The sequence below is a fragment of the Mucilaginibacter sp. Mucisp86 genome (assembly GCF_047324315.1).
Classification (GTDB): Bacteria; Bacteroidota; Bacteroidia; order Sphingobacteriales; family Sphingobacteriaceae; genus Mucilaginibacter.
In genome coordinates this window covers 4,154,821-4,171,900 of sequence record NZ_CP168503.1, presented here as the reverse complement: position 1 = coordinate 4,171,900, position 17,080 = coordinate 4,154,821, and the positions used below count along the sequence as shown (strand labels likewise).

The window sequence follows — 17,080 nt, the reverse complement described above, 5'->3', positions numbered from 1 at the left end:
CAAGAAAGTAAAAAAACTTTGCGTCTTAGCGCCTTTGCGAGAAAACAATCAGCAACGAATAGTTAAGCCCCTACTCAAAAATCAAACTAAACATAATGGTATGCAATCCCAACCTGCTAAGCGGCGCCGAATAAGGATTATTTTCGCGCATCAGCACGTTACCTAATGAGTTGGAAATTTTGATCTCGGGCGAGAGCTTAAAGAACTCGAAATAGATATCACAGCCCACACCTGCCTCATACGAAGCAAAACCTCCTACGTTTTTCACCAGTTTTTCGGAAAGATCAAGATTAGCATCCGAGTTTTTTTTGGAGCCTATGGCCTGGGTATATTTCAAACCACCTACAACGTAAGCCCTGAAATCGCCCAGCCTGTCTGATTTTAATTTTAATTGCAGCGGAATGTCTACGGATGTGGTTTGTACCTTTTTGTCCACGTCTTCCGATGGATCAACATAAGAGTAATGCAGAGCCCTGTCGGCGAATATCAGCGATGGCGTGGTACGCACCTCCAAATGTTCAGTGATCCTGTAGCGGGTTAAAAAACCCACACCGAAACCCGATGTGCTTTTTGAGCTGATGCTATTAAGCGGCCCTTTAACCTGTACTCCATTTTCGTCCAAAAACGGGTCACGAAAATTGGGTTGATTAACGATCTTGAAATCGGTGCTTACATAAGTGAAACTGAAGCCAAAGCTCAAATCCTGCTGATCGGCACCGCCACCCCATGCAGGTACACGCTGAGCAAACAATAAATTGCTGCTAAAAATAAGTACAACTACAAGCAGGTAACGGTTTATAATCATTTAATACCGGTGTATATTGAACAGATACCAAACGTTAAAGGCCGGCATTTGGTATTTTTAAATCCCACTTTATCCATTAAAGCCACAAAAGTTTGCCCGTCGGGAAAAGCAGCAACCGACTCGGGCAAATAACTGTAAGCCCTCGCATCCTTGCTAAACAGCTTACCAATGCCCGGCGTAATATAGCTGAAATAAAAATTGTACAGCTGTTTTATCGGAAATGCTTTAGGCTTTGAAAACTCAAGCACCACCACTTTGCCACCCGGCTTAAGCACGCGGTTAATATCTGCAAGGCCTTTTTCCAGGTTTTCAAAGTTACGAACGCCGTAAGCAACCGTTACTGCGTCAAACTCTGCACCCTCAAATGGTAATTTTTCCGAATCACCAAGTTTTACGCCAAATTTATCGCCTAAACCACGCTTGGCTATTTTTTGCTCCGCGATATCAAGCATCCCTCTTGAAATATCAACACCGATAATTTTTTCAGGTTTCAGGATAGATAATGCTTCAAAGGCAAAATCGCCGGTACCGGTAGCAACATCCAGTATCAGTTTTGGTTTGTCGTTCTTTAATTCGTTGATGGCTTTTTTACGCCAGATGATATCAATACCAAGCGACATGAAGTGGTTCAGGAAATCATATGTTTTTGAGATGTTATTGAACATATCTGCCACCTGCTCTTTTTTGGTAGCCTGCTCGTCATGGTACGGTGTTATGGTTTTGCTCATCGCGGGCAAAGATAGTGATTGTATATTTCAATGAGTTGTTGCACCGATATTAAGTTACCCTAATTATGTAAATGTTAAGTCAATTCACTATTTTTAAAAACCAATTACAGCCGGTACATCCCGGCAAATCACATTTAAAATTTGTTTCCTTATCCTTATGAAAGACGAACAAGAATCCTCGCGCCGTAGTTTCATTAAAAAACTAACCACAGCAACCGCGGCCGTAGCTGCCGGATCGGGCCTCCTGACCAACCAAAGCCAGGCCAAAACTTTTTCTATTCAGAAACGCCTCATCGGCAACAGCCCTAACGACCAGGTAAACATCGCCCTCATCGGTGCCGGTGGTATGGGCACCCAGGACACTATTACCGCCCTGCAGGTGCCTGGTGTAAAACTGGTAGCCGTTTGCGATTTGTACGATGGCCGACTGAAAGATGCCAAAACCCGCTGGGGGGCCGACATTTTTACTACCCGGGTTTACAAAGAGATCCTGAACCGTAAAGATGTTGATGCCGTGATCATTGCCACGCCTGATCACTGGCACCAGCAAATTTCTGTTGACGCCATGCACGCCGGTAAACACGTGTATTGCGAAAAACCAATGGTACACGCCATTACCGAGGGCCCCGCTGTGATTAAAGCTCAAAAGGAAACTGGGATGATTTTCCAGGTGGGCAGCCAGGGGGTATCATCATTAGGTAACGAAAAAGCACACGAACTGTTGAAAAGCGGAGCCATTGGGGAATTAAATTATGCCGAGGGTTTCTGGGCACGGCGGGCACCGCTCGAGGTTTGGCAATATCCTATTCCTGAAGATGCATCGCCACAAACTGTTGATTGGGAAACCTATATCAGCAACACTAAAAAACGTCCGTTTGATGAAAAGCGTTTTTTCCGCTGGAGAAACTATACAGATTATGGTACCGGCATGGCGGGCGACCTGTTTGTTCACTTGTTTTCAAGCCTGCATTTTATAACTGATTCCGTAGGGCCTAATAAAATTTACGCATCAGGCGGTTTACGCTTCTGGAACGACGGCCGCGAAGTACCCGATGTACTTTTAGGTACTTTTGATTATGGCAAAACACAGGCACATCCGGCCTTTAACCTTTCGTTACGTTGCAACTTTGTAGATGGCACCAGCGGTACTACCTATCTTAAACTGGTAGGCAGCGAAGGCTCGATGGATATAACCTGGGACAAGGTAACCTTAAAACGCAACAAGGTTTTAGCATCCGATGATCCGTTTTATTTGGATAAGCTTAAAAAAGCAGGAAGCGGCTACGCTGAACGTAAAAAAATGCTGCCTCCTGAAGAAATTGTTTACGATGCAGAGAAAGGATACCTCGGCGGCCCATATGACCACATGAACAATTTCTTTACAGCCATCCGTAGCAAAGGCAAGGTAACTGAGGATGCGATATTCGGCTATCGCGCGGCTGCGCCTGCCCTGCTATGTAATGACAGTTATTACAACAACAGCCCGATGTTCTGGGACCCTGAAAAAATGCAGCTTATTAAAAAATAACATAGCAAATACCTTATTATGAAACAACAATTTAAAAAACTTGGTTTGATACTGGCCGCAGCCGGTTTAGTTTGTGTGCAAACGTCGGGGATCCCGGTTCATCACCCTAAACCTGCTAAACAGGCTACCCCTGCAAAAGGTGGCTGGGTAAACCTTTTTGATGGCAAAACATTAAAAGGCTGGCATGGCTTCAACAAAAAAGGACCGGTAAAAAACTGGACAATTATTGATGGTTCGCTTGTTTGCCTCGGTGCAGCACAGGGTGACACCGGTGGTGACATTGTAACTGATAAAACCTATACCAATTTTGAGCTTTCCTGGGAGTGGAAGATAGATAAAGGCAGTAACAGTGGCGTGATGTACCATGTAGTTGAAGATCCCAAATACCACGCGAGCTATGAAACGGGGCCCGAATATCAGATCATTGACGACGCGGGTTGGCCCGATAAACTGGAGGATTGGCAAAAAACCGGTTGTGATTATGCTATGCACCTGCCAAACGCTTCAAAAAAAGTAGCTCCCGTTGGCACCTGGAACACCAGCAAAATCGTTTTCAATAACGGCCATGTTGAACATTGGCTCAACGGCAAAAAGATAATTGCTTTTGAAGCCTGGACCGATGATTGGAAAAAGAAAAAGGCCGAAGGCAAATGGAAAGATTATCCAGACTATGGCACCGCTAAAACAGGCTTAATTGCTTTGCAGGATCATGGGCACAAGGCTTATTTCAGGAGTATTAAAATAAAGGAATTGTAAAGTATTACAACATTTTGCTTCGTACCTGCGTTTAACAGTTTTATATTTATAAAAAACTCATTGCGAGGTACGAAGCAATCCTTAACAGCAGGCAACCATGCAATATCGCCGGCAGGGGATTGCTTCGCCGTTCCACCTCCCAATGACCGGGAAAGAAAAAATCTTTTGATCCCCCGTTGAATATATAACCCGCAATGAGTTTTTTTGTTTGCTAAAACCTGTTAATTAGCGAGTTGCAGTAAATTTTCTATATCTAACCGCCGGGTAAACATGGTCAAATTGCCTTCATGATCAACAGGCCATTGCTCTTTCGGCCTATCCCAATAAAGTTCAACGCCGTTTTGGTCAGGGTCGTTCAAATAAATAGCTTCAGATACCCCATGATCGGATGCGCCGGAGATTTGATAGCGGGCGTCAATTAATCTTTTTAGTATGATAGCAAGGTCTTTCCTTTCAGGATATAAAATTGCAGTATGATATAATCCTGGGGCATATTCAGGAGCCGGCGAAGCGCCTTTGCTATGCCAGGTGTTTAAACCTATATGATGATGGTAACCACCGGCCGAAATAAATGCAGCCTGATCGCCATACATTACCATTCTTTCAAAGCCCAGTAAACCGCAATAAAAATCAAGGGATTTCTGCAGGTCGCTTACCTTTAAATGTACGTGACCAATGCGGGTTTGGACGGGTATTTTATAATCGTTCATTATATTATATGTTTAAACATCAAATTTAATTATTATTGCATTACTTTTTGTTTTCCTATTGTAAAACAAGCTTCTAAATAAGTGCGGTAATTTTATACAGAAACGCCATCACAATGAACGCATGAAGTAAAAATACTACCTTTGCAAAATGATCGTAAAATCGGCCGAATTTATTTGCAGCAACAGCCAGGTAAGCAAGTTACCGCCCCCCGTAAAGGCAGAGTATGCTTTCATCGGGCGCTCAAATGTGGGCAAATCATCCCTTATCAATACCTTAACCGGTAAAAAAGGACTTGCCAAAACATCGCAAACTCCCGGTAAAACACAGTTGATCAATCATTTTCTGATCAACGAAAGCTGGTACATTGTGGATTTACCCGGTTATGGCTATGCCCGCGCATCCAAAACCGAAAAAGCCAAATGGGACAAATTTATCCATACTTACCTGGATAAGCGCGAGAGCCTGCAATGCGTAATGGTACTGATAGACAGTCGCCTTGAGCCGCAAAAAATCGATCTTGAGTTTTGTAACTGGCTTGGCGAAAAAGGGCTGTCATTTGTGCTGGTTTTTACCAAGGCCGATAAACAATCGAGCGTTAAAACCGATCAAAGTATTGCCAAATTCAAAAAAGCCCTGTTAGCTACATTTGATGAAATGCCACAATTTTTTATAACATCATCAGAAACACAGCTGGGCCGTGAAGAGATCCTGGCATTTATAAGTAATATAAATCAGCACTTTGAAGTGCCGTTGTTCAACCCTCCGGCCTGAGTATAATAAAACCATGAAAAAATACTTATCCTTAGTAACCTTCGCCCATACCATTTTCGCCATGCCGTTCGCATTTATCGGCTTCTTTTTGGCGGTAACTACAACAGAATATCATTTCGACTGGCTTAAGCTGGTTTTGATGGTGCTGTGTATGGTATTTGCACGCAATTCGGCTATGGCATTTAACCGCTATCTGGACAGGGACATTGACATTCAAAACCCACGCACAAAGCAGCGTGATATTCCGGCAGGAAGGATCAGTCCGCGGGCTGCTTTAACGTTTGTCATTATCAATTGTCTGCTGTTTATTACGGCAACATGGTTTATTAACAGGCTTTGTTTTTTTCTTTCGCCGGTAGCATTATTTGTGGTGATGGGTTATAGCGCAACCAAGCGTTTCACGGCGCTTTGCCATTTGGTTTTAGGTTTGGGATTATCCCTTGCCCCTATCGGCGCTTACCTGGTGGTTACCGGGCAATTTGCAATTACGCCTATATTCTTTTCGTTATCGGTACTTTGCTGGGTAAGCGGTTTTGATATTATTTATGCCCTGCAAGACGAAGATTTCGACCGCAGCAAAAACCTGCACTCAATCCCGGCTTATTTGGGTAAAGTAAATGCCTTAAGGTTATCCACTTTTTTACATGTGCTTTCGGCTATATTTATCATGATGCCAGCTGTTGAAACTCACGTAGGCTTCTTGTACTACATCGGTATCGCATTCTTCTGCGCCATGCTGATTTACCAGCACCTGCTTGTAAAACCAAACGACCTGAGCCGTGTTAACTTTGCGTTCATGACAACAAACGGTATTGCAAGTGTGGTATTTGCTGTATTGTTCTTGCTCGACAGGATATGGATACACTAAGCGCCCTCCAAAAGTTTCGGGAATATTTTGAAAGATATGTTCCGCTTACTGACGAAGAGTGGCAGGCTTTATCGCAATACTTAACTGTAGATGCTTTAAAAAAGAAAAGGTTTTACGTAGAAGCCGGCAAAGTATGCGATCATATCGGCCTGGTGGTAAAAGGCGCGGTACGCTACTACCATGTTAAAGACGGTGAGGAAATAACAGGCTATTTCAGCTTTGAAGATGAAATGCTGAGCTCATACAAAAGTTTTTTGACCCGTACCCCGGCCGCAAACTATATCCAGGCGCTTGAAGATTCGGTTATAGTGAATCTGAGCCATAAAGGTTTACAGCAAGCCTGTATGAATGAACTGCTCGGCTTTAAAATGGAACGCTTCGGCAGGTTAACAGCCGAGCATTACCTCATTTGCTACGAAGAACGTATTACCGCTTTCATCACCCAATCGCCCGAAGAGCGTTACAGCGATCTTTTACAAACAGGAGGCGAAGCCCTTTATCGCATTCCTCAACATTATATTGCCAATTACTTAGGCATTACCCCTGTTTCGCTGTCGCGGATCAGGCGAAGGATCATGAAGATAAGCGCCTGATAAGGAGGTAAAAGGCGAAAGGATAAAGGTTTTTGAGGAGAGCTGAAAGCCGAAGGCTTAAAGCAGAAAGCCAGGTAAAAATTCAAAATCCAACCAAATCCGAAATCGAACGTCCGAAATCTCAAATCAGAATAAATCCGAAATCGAACATCCGAAATTCCAAATTCGTTATCTTTTGTTAACGTTTTGATTTACAAAGGCCGCCTACCTTTGTTATACACAAAACGAAAAAGATCATGCATACTATATTAGGAGCCGGCGGCCCGGTAGCGAACGCCCTCACCAAAGAGTTAATTAATCATAACGAAACCATCCGTTTAGTTAGCCGTAAACCGGTTGACACAAATAACAACCAAAAAGTAACCTGGCAAAAAGCCGATCTGCTTAATTATGACGAAGTGCTGTCGGCAGCAAAAGGGTCAACAGTAATTTACCTTGTTGCAGGCCTTGTTTATGACAAGGACATCTGGCGGGCGCAATGGCCGGTGATCATGCAAAATGTGATCAACGTTACCAAAGCAACAGGAGCGCGTTTAATATTTTTTGATAACGTTTACATGTACGGATTGGTAAACGGGGCGATGACCGAAGATACACCTTATCAACCCAGGAGCGTTAAAGGCGAGATCCGCGCCGGCATTGCTAATATGCTCATGGACGAAGTTAAAGCAGGCAACATCAACGCAACCATTGCCCGCGCACCTGATTTTTATGGTGCTCCGATAAACAGTTTCATTGACATGATGGTGCTGAGCAATTACGCAAAAAAGCAAAATGCGCAATGGATAGGCAATCCTAATTGTAAACACAATTTTATTTATGTGCCCGACGCAGGTAAAGCCATGTTCATGCTTGGTCAGGATCCTGATAGCGGCAACCAGATCTGGCACCTCCCTACTCCGCCAGCCATCACCGGTAAACAGTTTTTAGATATTGCCGCCAGGGTTTACAAAGTTGAGCCCAAATATACACGCGTTAATAAAGTAATGCTGTGGATGTTTGGTTTGTTTAAAAAAGTGGTAATGGGTACGGTAGAAATGTATTACCAGTATGATCATGACTATATTTTCGATAGCAGCAAGTTTGAAAAAGCATTCAATTTTAAACCAACAAGCTACGAGGATGGTATAACCGAAATATCGAAGAATACTTTATAAGTCGTAAGTCCGAAGTCATTAGTCTTAAGTTTTTAAGTCCGTAGGCTGTAATCGCATCTTGCGGATTTTTTACTTTCAGCTTATTAATTATTTGCACATCTCCAACCATAATCTGCACATTTGCACATAAGCATATCTGCACATCTAAAAATCATGATCCACAAAAAAACAAGAACATATATCCCCGCCTCCCTCGATATTAAATGGGAAACGCTTGAACCTTTTTATAAAGAACTGCTTGATCGTCCTATTAATTCGGTTGAAGAACTGGAGAAATGGCTGCGTGATAAAAGCGAACTTGAGGCGGCTTTAGAAGAAGATTTTGCCTGGCGCTATATCCGCATGACCTGCGATACAACCAGCGAAGAACTGCTGCAAAAATTCCAATATTTTGCTACCGAAATTGAGCCCAAAATTGCCCCATTCAGCAACGAGCTAAACAAAAAGCTGGTTGCCAGCGAATATGTTGACCAACTGGACGGCGAGAAATATTTCATCTTCCTCCGCGCCGTAAAAAAAGCGTTGGAGCTTTTCCGCGAGGAAAACATTCCGGTGCAAACCGAGATCCAGGTGGAGCAGCAGAAGTACCAGTCGACCACCGGTGCCATGTCTGTCCATATTGACGATAAGGAGTTTACTTTAGAACAGGCTTCCGTATTTTTAAAAGGTACCGACCGGGCCAAACGCCAGGAGGTTTGGGAAAAGATCACCAACCGCCGTTTGCAGGACAAAGAAAAGCTGAATGAGCTTTTTGATCATCTGCGCAAGCTTCGCCATACAGTAGCCACAAACGCGGGCTTTGAAAACTTTCGCGATTATATGTTCCAGGCTTTAGGCCGTTTTGATTACACGCCACAGGATTGCTATGCCTTCCACGCCGCTATTGAAACCGAAATAGTTCCTATCCTGAGAGCTCAAGCCGAAAAACGCCGTGAGGCTTTAGGTTTGCGTGCTCTTAAGCCATGGGATATGGATGTAGATATTTCAGGCAAACCAGCTCTTAAACCATTTCAAAATGGCGAGGACCTGATCGAAAAATCTATCCAATGCTTCAGCAATATTAACCGTTATCTGGGCGAGCGTTTGGAGATCATGAAAGATAACGGCTTGTTTGATGTGGAAAGCCGTAAAGGTAAAGCCCCGGGTGGTTACAACTATCCGCTGGCCGAAACCGGTGCGCCTTTCATTTTCATGAACTCGGCAAACACTTTCCGCGACCTAACCACGATGGTACATGAGGGTGGCCACGCGGTTCATACTTTCCTTACCGCCGATCTGGAACTGAACGATTTTAAACATTGCCCATCTGAAGTTGCAGAACTGGCCTCTATGTCGATGGAGTTGATCTCGATGGATAACTGGAATGTTTATTTTGATAATGAGGAAGACCTTAAACGCGCCAAACGCGATCAATTGGTCGACGTATTGAAAACCCTGCCATGGGTAGCTGTGGTTGATCAATTCCAGCACTGGATCTATACCAACCCTGATCATACCGATGCCGACCGTACAACTGCCTGGATCGAGATCTTTGAGCCATTCGGTGCAAACTTTGCCGATTGGAGCGAGCATCCAGAAGCATTGGCTAACTTGTGGCAAAAACAGCTGCACATTTTTGAGGTGCCTTTTTATTATATTGAATACGGAATGGCCCAGTTAGGTGCTATCGCTGTTTGGAAAAACTACAAAGAAAATCCTGAAAAAGGCCTGCAGCAATATCTTGAGGCCCTCAAGCTTGGCTATACTAAAACCATTAAAGAAATTTATGAAACCGCCGGGATCAAATTTGATTTCAGCGCAGCTTATGTAAAAGAGTTGGCCGAGTTTGTTAAGGCTGAGTTGGATAAGTTGAATTAAGATATTCGCTTCAAAAGCGCCTCATCAAATATGTCATTGCGAGCGCAGCGTGGCAATCGCACGGAAGCAAGGCCGCCCTGTATAGCATGCGGTTGCCACGCTGCGCTCGCAATGACATTGTTTTAATTACTTGCCGTGGTTGGCTATGGTTAAAGCTTTCAGCTTTATCTACTTGGGCTGAAAGCCCAAATTATGTTACACCACGGGTTACGCTGCGCTAAACCCGCGGCAGCTTTTTCTTTTACCCCAATATCTTTTTATACAACGCCCAATAATCATTCACCATTTTTTCACTTGAAAACTGTGAGTTTGCCCAATCATAACAATCAGTCCTGCTGATCTGATCGAGCCAATCAACAGCGTCAACCGCTTCATCAACCGTATTAACCAAAAAGCCTGTCTGTGCATCTTTGATCAACTCGGGCATCGAACCGCGGTTGAAGGCAATAACCGGCGTACCACAAAGCATGGCTTCGGCTACACTCAAACCAAAAGGTTCATTAAAACTGATAGGGTGTAATAAAGCGTAGGCTTTTCCCAAAAGCTCCCGCCGTTTATCAGGACCGGCATGACCTATATATTCAATCTCTTCAGATAACTGCGGTTCTATCTTTTCTTTAAAATAATTAGCATCCTGCACTATGCCAGCTATCAGCAGCTTTCTTTTACTCTTTTTGGCGATCTCTATGGCTTCGGCAGTGCCTTTATCAGGATGGATCCGGCCGAAGTATAACAGGTAATCATCCGGCTGTTCATAAAACTGAAAATCACGGGTATCAAGTCCGTTGTAAACCGTAGCTAAATAATCAAGCTCAGGGCTCCGGTCGGCATTGCTGATAGATACATAATGTCCCCTGCTATTATATTTTTTATAAACCGGGATGATCTTCGGCGATGAAAAACCATGTATGGTAGTGATCACCGGAGTTTTGATCAAGCCCGAATATGTTAAAGGCAAAAAGTCAAAGTTATTATGGATGATATCAAACTGGCTTGCCTTTTCCATCAGGTTACTTATGTGCAGGCATTCCAGCACTTTAGCATCCTGCGTTCTGTCTTCCTCATAACCAGTGGCGCAAATGGCATCAAGTGTTCCTGCGGTTATCGAATCACCTGTGGCAAAAAGTGTTACTTCGGCCCCAAGCTTGATGATACCTTCGGCTATATTTGATGCTATCTGCTCCCAGGGCCCGTAATGACTGGGCGGTGTGCGCCAGGCAACAGGGGCTAATATGGCTACCCTCATTTAGCAAGTCTGCATTTTTTGGCCATATTTATTGTACTCGTATTCCAACTCGAAAGCTTTCAGCACAGTAAGGTGCGATATCAGGTAAGCCAGCGTACTTTCAGCCCCCTGGTTACGATTTATGCCACCCGGTAGCAATCCATCGCAGCAGCCCTTGGTTTCATGGTCATACAGCGGTGCACGAAGAGTATTTTCGCCCAGGAACCATTTATAGCTCAGGAACATTTTTTCAATATACTGAGGTACCCTGAAAATCTGGTATGCCTGGAAGTGCATCAGCACCATAGCCATAGTTTCAATAGCTTGCTGATCAAATGTAGGGAACGTACCTCCACGGTAATACCAGCCATCGTTACCAACAGGGCTCAAATATCCGTTCGAAAGCGTAAGCTGATCGAGGAAAGCCATAGTTGCCAAGGCTATTTTCTTGGCTTCTTCATTACCTGTTATCTCGCATGAATGCAGCAATGCAAGTGGAAGAATGGCGTTATCGTAAGTCATTTTCTCCTCAAACCATTGCCAGTCGTCAGATTGTGTATTGTTGTAGGCGTCTATCAATGGCTGGGTTAGGTTAGCCAAGATCTTCACCATGCCCTCATCTGTAGGGTAAACCTGCAGGTATAAGCTGATACCAATTATGGTATTGGCCATTCCCCTTAAATGTTTCAGCGCTGCAAAATGTGGTACCGATTTATGAAATATCTCTAACGAAAACTCCCGGTACGAGTTACTTGCCGCGCAACCAATCAAATGGCCAAGCGCCCAAATGGTACGGCCAAATGAATCCTCCGAGCCTACCTCATCCAGGTATCGTCTGTCAAAACTCAGGAAGTTGCGGAAGTTACCATCGTCGGTCTGCATGTAGTGAATGTAGCTCAGGTATATCGGCAGCAGTTCAAATGCCTCGCGGCTCCCGTTACGCTGATAAGCCATCAGCGCCATAATGAGGGCGCGTGCATTATCATCCAAACAATAACCTTCTTTCAGATTTGGGATGCCGTATTTGGCATGCTGTACTATACCTGTATCATCCGTTAAACGCAATACATGAGTTAAACTGAATTTTGGCAGGATCTCAGGATCAACAATACTATTGCGCAGAATCTTATCGCTAAAGTCATAACGAACCAATGATTCCTGGGCCACTTTAATAAACTCGGCACCAATTACCGGCCACCTCAGGTGCAAACCATATTGGTAGGCATTTTCTTTCAACTCGGCAAGTACACGGTCCTGATCAAGCAGTTCGATAACTGTATCGGCCAATGCATCTGAATTTTTAAAATCAAATAGGCGACCGCGTTTATCGGCCAGCAGTTCAGTAGCGTGCCAATATGGTGTTGATACTACGGCTGCTCCTGCACCCACCGCATATGATAATGTACCGCTGGTGATCTGTGCCTCATTTAAATACGGGGTTACATAGATCTCACAAGCAGTGAGGTAATTCACCAGCTCCTCTTCGGACACGAACTTAGCAATGAAAGCCAGATTTTTTGATACCCCCAACTGGGCTGCAAGCGATTTCAAATGGTCACGATATTCTTCTCCCGAATTTTTAATCACACCGGGATGCGTATTACCTAATACCACGTACATAACATCCGGATGCTTCTCAACTATTTTGGGAAGTGCTTTTACAACGGTTTCCAAACCTTTGTTACGGCTCAGCAAACCAAAGGTGAGCATAACCCTTTTATTTTTAAATGACGATAAGTTCTTAACCGGGTTTTCGGCAGGAGCTTCTACATCAGGTACGCCATGCTCTATGATCTGGATCTTATCGGCAGGGATTTCGTAAATATTGGTCAGAAATTCAACAGCACGTTTGCTCATCACAATAATTTTTGATGACTGTTCGGCTATTTCCCTGATGATGATACGCTGCACATAGCTTGGATCTTTTAATACTGTGTGCAAAATAGATATTAGCGGCTTTTCGAGGCGATTGATAAGCGGCAGGATATAAATACCGCTTTCTCCACCGTAAATGCCAAACTCGTGTTCCATAATGCAAACATCGGCATCGCTTGTATTAACATAATTTGCGGCCCGGATATAATCCTTCTGATGATTTTGGCGGATAACATATTTTACCTCCTCCGGGTATTCATATTCCTGTAGATTTTCCGAATCATTAAGTGCTACAACAAAACCGTTTTGCAGCAATGTCTTCCTATCCGGAAAATTTGAGCCTATGGCCCGCATCAAATTATTATTAAATGTTGCAAGACCGCATTCGCGTGGGGGATAGGTTGATATATATGCTATTTTCATAAGTAGATTGTATATAGATGCAAGTTTTTGAATTCAAGGCTCAACAATTTTTTAATTAATTGTATAAACGCCTGACTATTTAAATGGGCAGAAGTGACCTTATTTATTGCGATTACAGCATTTCTTGCGGCATTTTCATAGCTATTACTATAAATGCACAAACCATACCATTTTAACTCAAACTAAAATTTGACGGTGGGTATTTTATAAAGTAACTTAATCGTTACTTTCTTTTAGAAGAGAGCAGTGATTGTTAAATCATGTTAAGATACGTAAAAATAACCGATTGTTTCGGTTATAATTTGGCTGGCAATACAAAGCGGACAACCTCGGGGTATTCTGCGAGTTCAAGTTAATCCACAAATAATAGCCAAATGGTTATTGCCAATTGAGTAGTCCGCGTACGTTGAACCCCTCTGGGGCTCTGGTAAGGGGCGCGACGTGATTTTTACAAACCTTTTCCCCCTCTGGGGGATTTTACAATTCAAAAAACAGGTATTAATTGAGATGTACTTACTTGTACCAGGACAAATGCACCAGAGGTGCAAAAGGTTTGTAGCATAAAAAAGGATAAAAATATCCTTTGCCCCAGAGGGGCAAAACAAGGCGCATTGCCGTTAAGCGACAAAACAATTTACGGATTAACTTAAACTCGTAAAGTACCTTGAGGAAGCGGGGATACGGATTTCTATTTATTATTAATATAATAATCAACCGCTTCAATGATCACATCACAAGCCTTCTTGATCTCATCATGCGTAATAATAAGCGGGGGAGCTAAACGCATGGAATTGCTGCAATGCAAAAACCAATCGGTGATAACACCATTTTCTATACAGCGGTCAATTATTTTTTTATTGAGGTCGAAGTTTTCCAGCTCAACGGCCATCATAAGGCCCTTGCCCCGCACCTGGTGTATAGCGGGGTGTACAAGCAATTCACGAAACAAAGTCTCTTTTTCGGCTACGCCGGATACCAGGTCGTTATCCAGCAGATATTCCAAAGCGGCTAAACCTGCCGCACAACATACCGGGTGCCCGCCAAAAGTAGTAATATGACCAAGAATTGGGTTTTCCTTCAACGCATCCATGATCTGGTTTGATGAAATGAATGCCCCTATTGGCATGCCCCCTCCTAACGCTTTTGCCAAAAGCAAAATATCAGGAACAATATCAAAATGTTCAAAAGCGAAAAGCTTACCTGTACGACCAAACGCCGCCTGGATCTCATCCAGTATCAACAGTGTACCCGTTTCCGTACAGCGGGAACGTAAAGCCTGCATATAGGCAAGATCCGGTACGCGGATCCCTGCTTCGCCCTGGATAGTTTCAATGATTACACAGGCAGTTTCTTCGGTGATCAGTTGAAGATCTTCCGGACTGTTAAAACGGATGAAATTTACACCCGGCAATAAAGGACGGTAAGCCTGCTTAAATTCTTCATTGCCCATAACGCTCAACGCGCCATGCGTACTGCCATGGTATGAGTTAAGGCAGGCAACAACCTGCTGCCGCCCGGTAAAGCGTTTAGCGAGCTTTAAAGCCCCTTCAACAGCCTCGGCACCCGAATTGGTAAAATATACCGATTGCAAATTATCCGGCAATACAGAAACAATCTTTTCGGCAAAACGCACCTGCGGTGTTTGCACGTATTCGCCGTAAACCATCAGGTGCATATATTTATCAACCTGCTGTTTTATGGCATCAATAACATAAGGGTTGCTGTGCCCTAAACTGCTTACGCCAATACCCGATATCAGATCGATATAAGGCTTGCCCTCCGCATTGTACATATAAATACCTTCGGCACGCTCAAATTCAAGCAATAAAGGAAAATTGGTGGTTTGTGCGTTATTGGCTAAAAAAAGCTGGCGAAGAGTTGGCATGTTGTTAAGTTGTATTCAAAAGTGTTAAAATCCAAACCGTTATTGCGAGGTACGAAGCAATCGCGAACTATACAGAGCGGCTCTGCTTATAGGGGATTGCTTCGTGCCTCGCAATGACGAGTAGTAAAATCCAGACTTACGAAGTTTTAAAAACTTCGTAAGTCTTAGATCCGCAATGACGGTTACTTAGATTTATCAACAAAGATAAACTAAAACAGATGGACGAAAATCCATCTGTAAATGATATTTAAAATACTTTGATTTTTAAGATAAGTTAGAACAACTAATCTCTAAACTCCAACCTCTAATCACTAACCTCAATTTCCCGCTCTTTCGCTGCGTTCGCTGAGTTGTTTGATGAGCTCATCGTTAAACTCCTGCTCGCTTTTGTACAGGATGCTTACCTTTTCGGGTGGAAGGATCTTTGAAAATGAATCGCGATAGCGTTTACGGATCCCAACCAGCTGGCTTTCGTAATAAATTTCTTTATCTATTTGTTCGGTGCCGTTGGTTGACGAAGTTGAGTTGTTTAAACGCTTCAGGATACGCACAGCAGTAAGTTCCTGCTGATATTGATTATAAAGCGGCCAAAATTTGGTCGCCTCTTCATCTGTAAGATCAAGCTGGCGGCTGATATACCTGTTACGGGCCGCTTCCAGCCTTTTACCCATATTGCCCTTTTTGTTGCCATTAGGCCGAACGGGATTAAGCTCGGGCCTTGAAGGTGTTTGAGCCGGAACAAAGCGGTTAACCTGTCCCATAGCTTCATACCCCATAGCCATAACAAATAACACAATACAAATATGCCTGATCAATTTACTCATTAAATGTTTTCCTCTGTTTAATTATCTATATAATCCGACAGATCTTCGTCTGCATTACTTGTATTACTTTTTTGATTAGCATCCATCAGTGTACGGGTGTCACTTGCATCCATATGCAGCTGAAGGTAACTTTTAATTTCATCAACCGGAACTGATGATACCTGCTCATGTAAATAAGAGTGGTTATGATCTGCCGGTTGCAGATCTGCCCTGAAAATAACACCAACACCAAGTATTAATGCAAAACAAGCCGCTGTAGCATACCTGATGGTTGGCGAAGACCAAAGCCTCCTTACCATGCCTTTTTTCTGTACAGGTTTGGCTTTGTTAATGCTTACAACGTTATCTGCTTCCTGCTCCTCCTCAACTTCGGCATTAACTGTTTTATCAAGGATACGCTGGCTAAGCTGATCAAAGTAGTTTGCAGGCACTTCAAAACCTTCGTGCTCCATGTTCATGGCTTCCTCAACCGCAATGCGGCTTTGAATGTTGGCACTTAGCTCCTCAAAATAGTTTTCAGGAACGGTAAAGCCTTCATCGCCCATGGCCTCCTCCACCGCAATGCGGCTTTGGATATTACTGCTCAGTTCGTCAAAATAATTTTCAGGAACCGTAAAACCTTCGTCGCCCATGGCCTCCTCCACCGTTATACGGCTTTGGATGTTACTGCTCAGTTCGTCAAAATAATTTTCGGGCACCGTAAAACCCTCGCCCGCATCCATGGCTTCATCAACCACAATACGGCTTTGAATGTTGCTGCTAAGCTCATCAAAATAATTTTCGGGAACGGTAAACCCCGAATCACCGGCGCTAAAAGCACTCTCAATATTTATACGGCTCTGGATATTGCTGCGTAGCTCGTCAAAGTAATTTTCAGGTACCGTGTACCCTGCAGATGGATAGTTCTTTAATCCCTCAAGCCTTATGCGTGTTGTAATGTGCTGCGCTAACTCATGAAAATAGCCGTCAGGCACTGTGAACGGGTTAGTTTTGCTAACCTGTTTCAGCGCGATGAAATCATCCAGCCATTCCCTATTGTCCATATCGCTTTTCATACACAACTATAGATTGGTA

At 43.6% G+C, this 17,080-nt stretch carries 15 protein-coding genes; 7 read left to right on the top strand and 8 right to left on the bottom strand.

Annotated elements, in window-relative coordinates; translation table 11 throughout:
* Nucleotides 1–70 precede the first annotated feature (70 nt).
* On the bottom strand, nt 71–805 hold the full coding sequence (locus ACEN9X_RS17715; RefSeq protein ID WP_413666381.1) for an outer membrane beta-barrel protein: 735 nt from the start codon (nt 803–805) through the stop codon (nt 71–73).
* On the bottom strand, nt 802–1,533 hold the full coding sequence (gene ubiE, locus ACEN9X_RS17710; protein ID WP_208864852.1) for a bifunctional demethylmenaquinone methyltransferase/2-methoxy-6-polyprenyl-1,4-benzoquinol methylase UbiE: 732 nt from the start codon (nt 1,531–1,533) through the stop codon (nt 802–804). Before ubiE ends, ACEN9X_RS17715 begins: the two co-directional genes overlap by 4 nt.
* Before the next feature lie 157 nt (nt 1,534–1,690).
* Here ubiE and ACEN9X_RS17705 point away from each other — a divergent pair, with 157 nt between their 5' ends.
* The gene (locus ACEN9X_RS17705; protein WP_413666380.1) at nt 1,691–3,061 is read left to right on the top strand and encodes a Gfo/Idh/MocA family protein; all 1,371 of its coding nucleotides are present in this window, start codon (nt 1,691–1,693) and stop codon (nt 3,059–3,061) included.
* A gap of 18 nt (nt 3,062–3,079) precedes the next feature.
* Nucleotides 3,080–3,817, top strand: coding sequence for a DUF1080 domain-containing protein (locus ACEN9X_RS17700; protein ID WP_413666379.1), 738 nt, complete (start codon nt 3,080–3,082; stop codon nt 3,815–3,817).
* Between the two features lie 221 nt (nt 3,818–4,038).
* Here the strand turns inward: ACEN9X_RS17700 and ACEN9X_RS17695 are convergent, their stop codons facing one another.
* Nucleotides 4,039–4,527, bottom strand: coding sequence for a VOC family protein (locus ACEN9X_RS17695; RefSeq protein ID WP_413666378.1), 489 nt, complete (start codon nt 4,525–4,527; stop codon nt 4,039–4,041).
* A 148-nt stretch (nt 4,528–4,675) separates the two neighbouring features.
* Between ACEN9X_RS17695 and yihA the strand changes: the two genes are divergently transcribed.
* From yihA to ACEN9X_RS17670, 5 genes are all read left to right on the top strand, one after another.
* Nucleotides 4,676–5,299 (top strand): ribosome biogenesis GTP-binding protein YihA/YsxC, encoded by a 624-nt coding sequence (gene yihA / locus ACEN9X_RS17690; protein ID WP_413666377.1) that lies wholly within the window; start codon nt 4,676–4,678, stop codon nt 5,297–5,299.
* Nucleotides 5,300–5,312: 13 nt separating this feature from the next.
* Nucleotides 5,313–6,167 carry a UbiA-like polyprenyltransferase gene (locus ACEN9X_RS17685; RefSeq protein WP_091221917.1) on the top strand — a complete coding sequence of 285 codons (855 nt, stop codon included), beginning with the start codon at nt 5,313–5,315 and terminating at the stop codon, nt 6,165–6,167.
* Nucleotides 6,155–6,760 carry a Crp/Fnr family transcriptional regulator gene (locus ACEN9X_RS17680; RefSeq protein WP_413666376.1) on the top strand — a complete coding sequence of 202 codons (606 nt, stop codon included), beginning with the start codon at nt 6,155–6,157 and terminating at the stop codon, nt 6,758–6,760. Before ACEN9X_RS17685 ends, ACEN9X_RS17680 begins: the two co-directional genes overlap by 13 nt.
* Before the next feature lie 236 nt (nt 6,761–6,996).
* Nucleotides 6,997–7,917, top strand: a complete 921-nt coding sequence (locus ACEN9X_RS17675; RefSeq protein WP_413666375.1) for an NAD-dependent epimerase/dehydratase family protein — start codon at nt 6,997–6,999, stop codon at nt 7,915–7,917.
* 153 nt (nt 7,918–8,070) lie between these two features.
* Nucleotides 8,071–9,774: a M3 family oligoendopeptidase gene (locus tag ACEN9X_RS17670; RefSeq protein WP_413666374.1), complete on the top strand. Its 1,704-nt coding sequence runs from the start codon at nt 8,071–8,073 to the stop codon at nt 9,772–9,774.
* 241 nt (nt 9,775–10,015) lie between these two features.
* Here the strand turns inward: ACEN9X_RS17670 and ACEN9X_RS17665 are convergent, their stop codons facing one another.
* The 5 genes from ACEN9X_RS17665 to ACEN9X_RS17645 all read right to left on the bottom strand — a co-directional run bounded on the left by ACEN9X_RS17665 (nt 10,016) and on the right by ACEN9X_RS17645 (nt 17,061).
* Nucleotides 10,016–11,020 (bottom strand): glycosyltransferase family 4 protein, encoded by a 1,005-nt coding sequence (locus ACEN9X_RS17665; protein ID WP_413666373.1) that lies wholly within the window; start codon nt 11,018–11,020, stop codon nt 10,016–10,018.
* The gene (locus ACEN9X_RS17660; RefSeq protein WP_413666372.1) at nt 11,021–13,297 is read right to left on the bottom strand and encodes a glycosyltransferase; all 2,277 of its coding nucleotides are present in this window, start codon (nt 13,295–13,297) and stop codon (nt 11,021–11,023) included. It abuts the gene before it with no gap.
* A 688-nt stretch (nt 13,298–13,985) separates the two neighbouring features.
* Complete coding sequence (locus ACEN9X_RS17655) at nt 13,986–15,182, bottom strand: aspartate aminotransferase family protein (protein ID WP_413666371.1); 1,197 nt, start codon at nt 15,180–15,182, stop codon at nt 13,986–13,988.
* A gap of 317 nt (nt 15,183–15,499) precedes the next feature.
* Nucleotides 15,500–16,006, bottom strand: a complete 507-nt coding sequence (locus tag ACEN9X_RS17650) for a hypothetical protein (RefSeq protein WP_413666370.1) — start codon at nt 16,004–16,006, stop codon at nt 15,500–15,502.
* A 17-nt stretch (nt 16,007–16,023) separates the two neighbouring features.
* Nucleotides 16,024–17,061 (bottom strand): hypothetical protein, encoded by a 1,038-nt coding sequence (locus ACEN9X_RS17645; RefSeq protein WP_413666369.1) that lies wholly within the window; start codon nt 17,059–17,061, stop codon nt 16,024–16,026.
* Nucleotides 17,062–17,080: the final 19 nt, after the last annotated feature.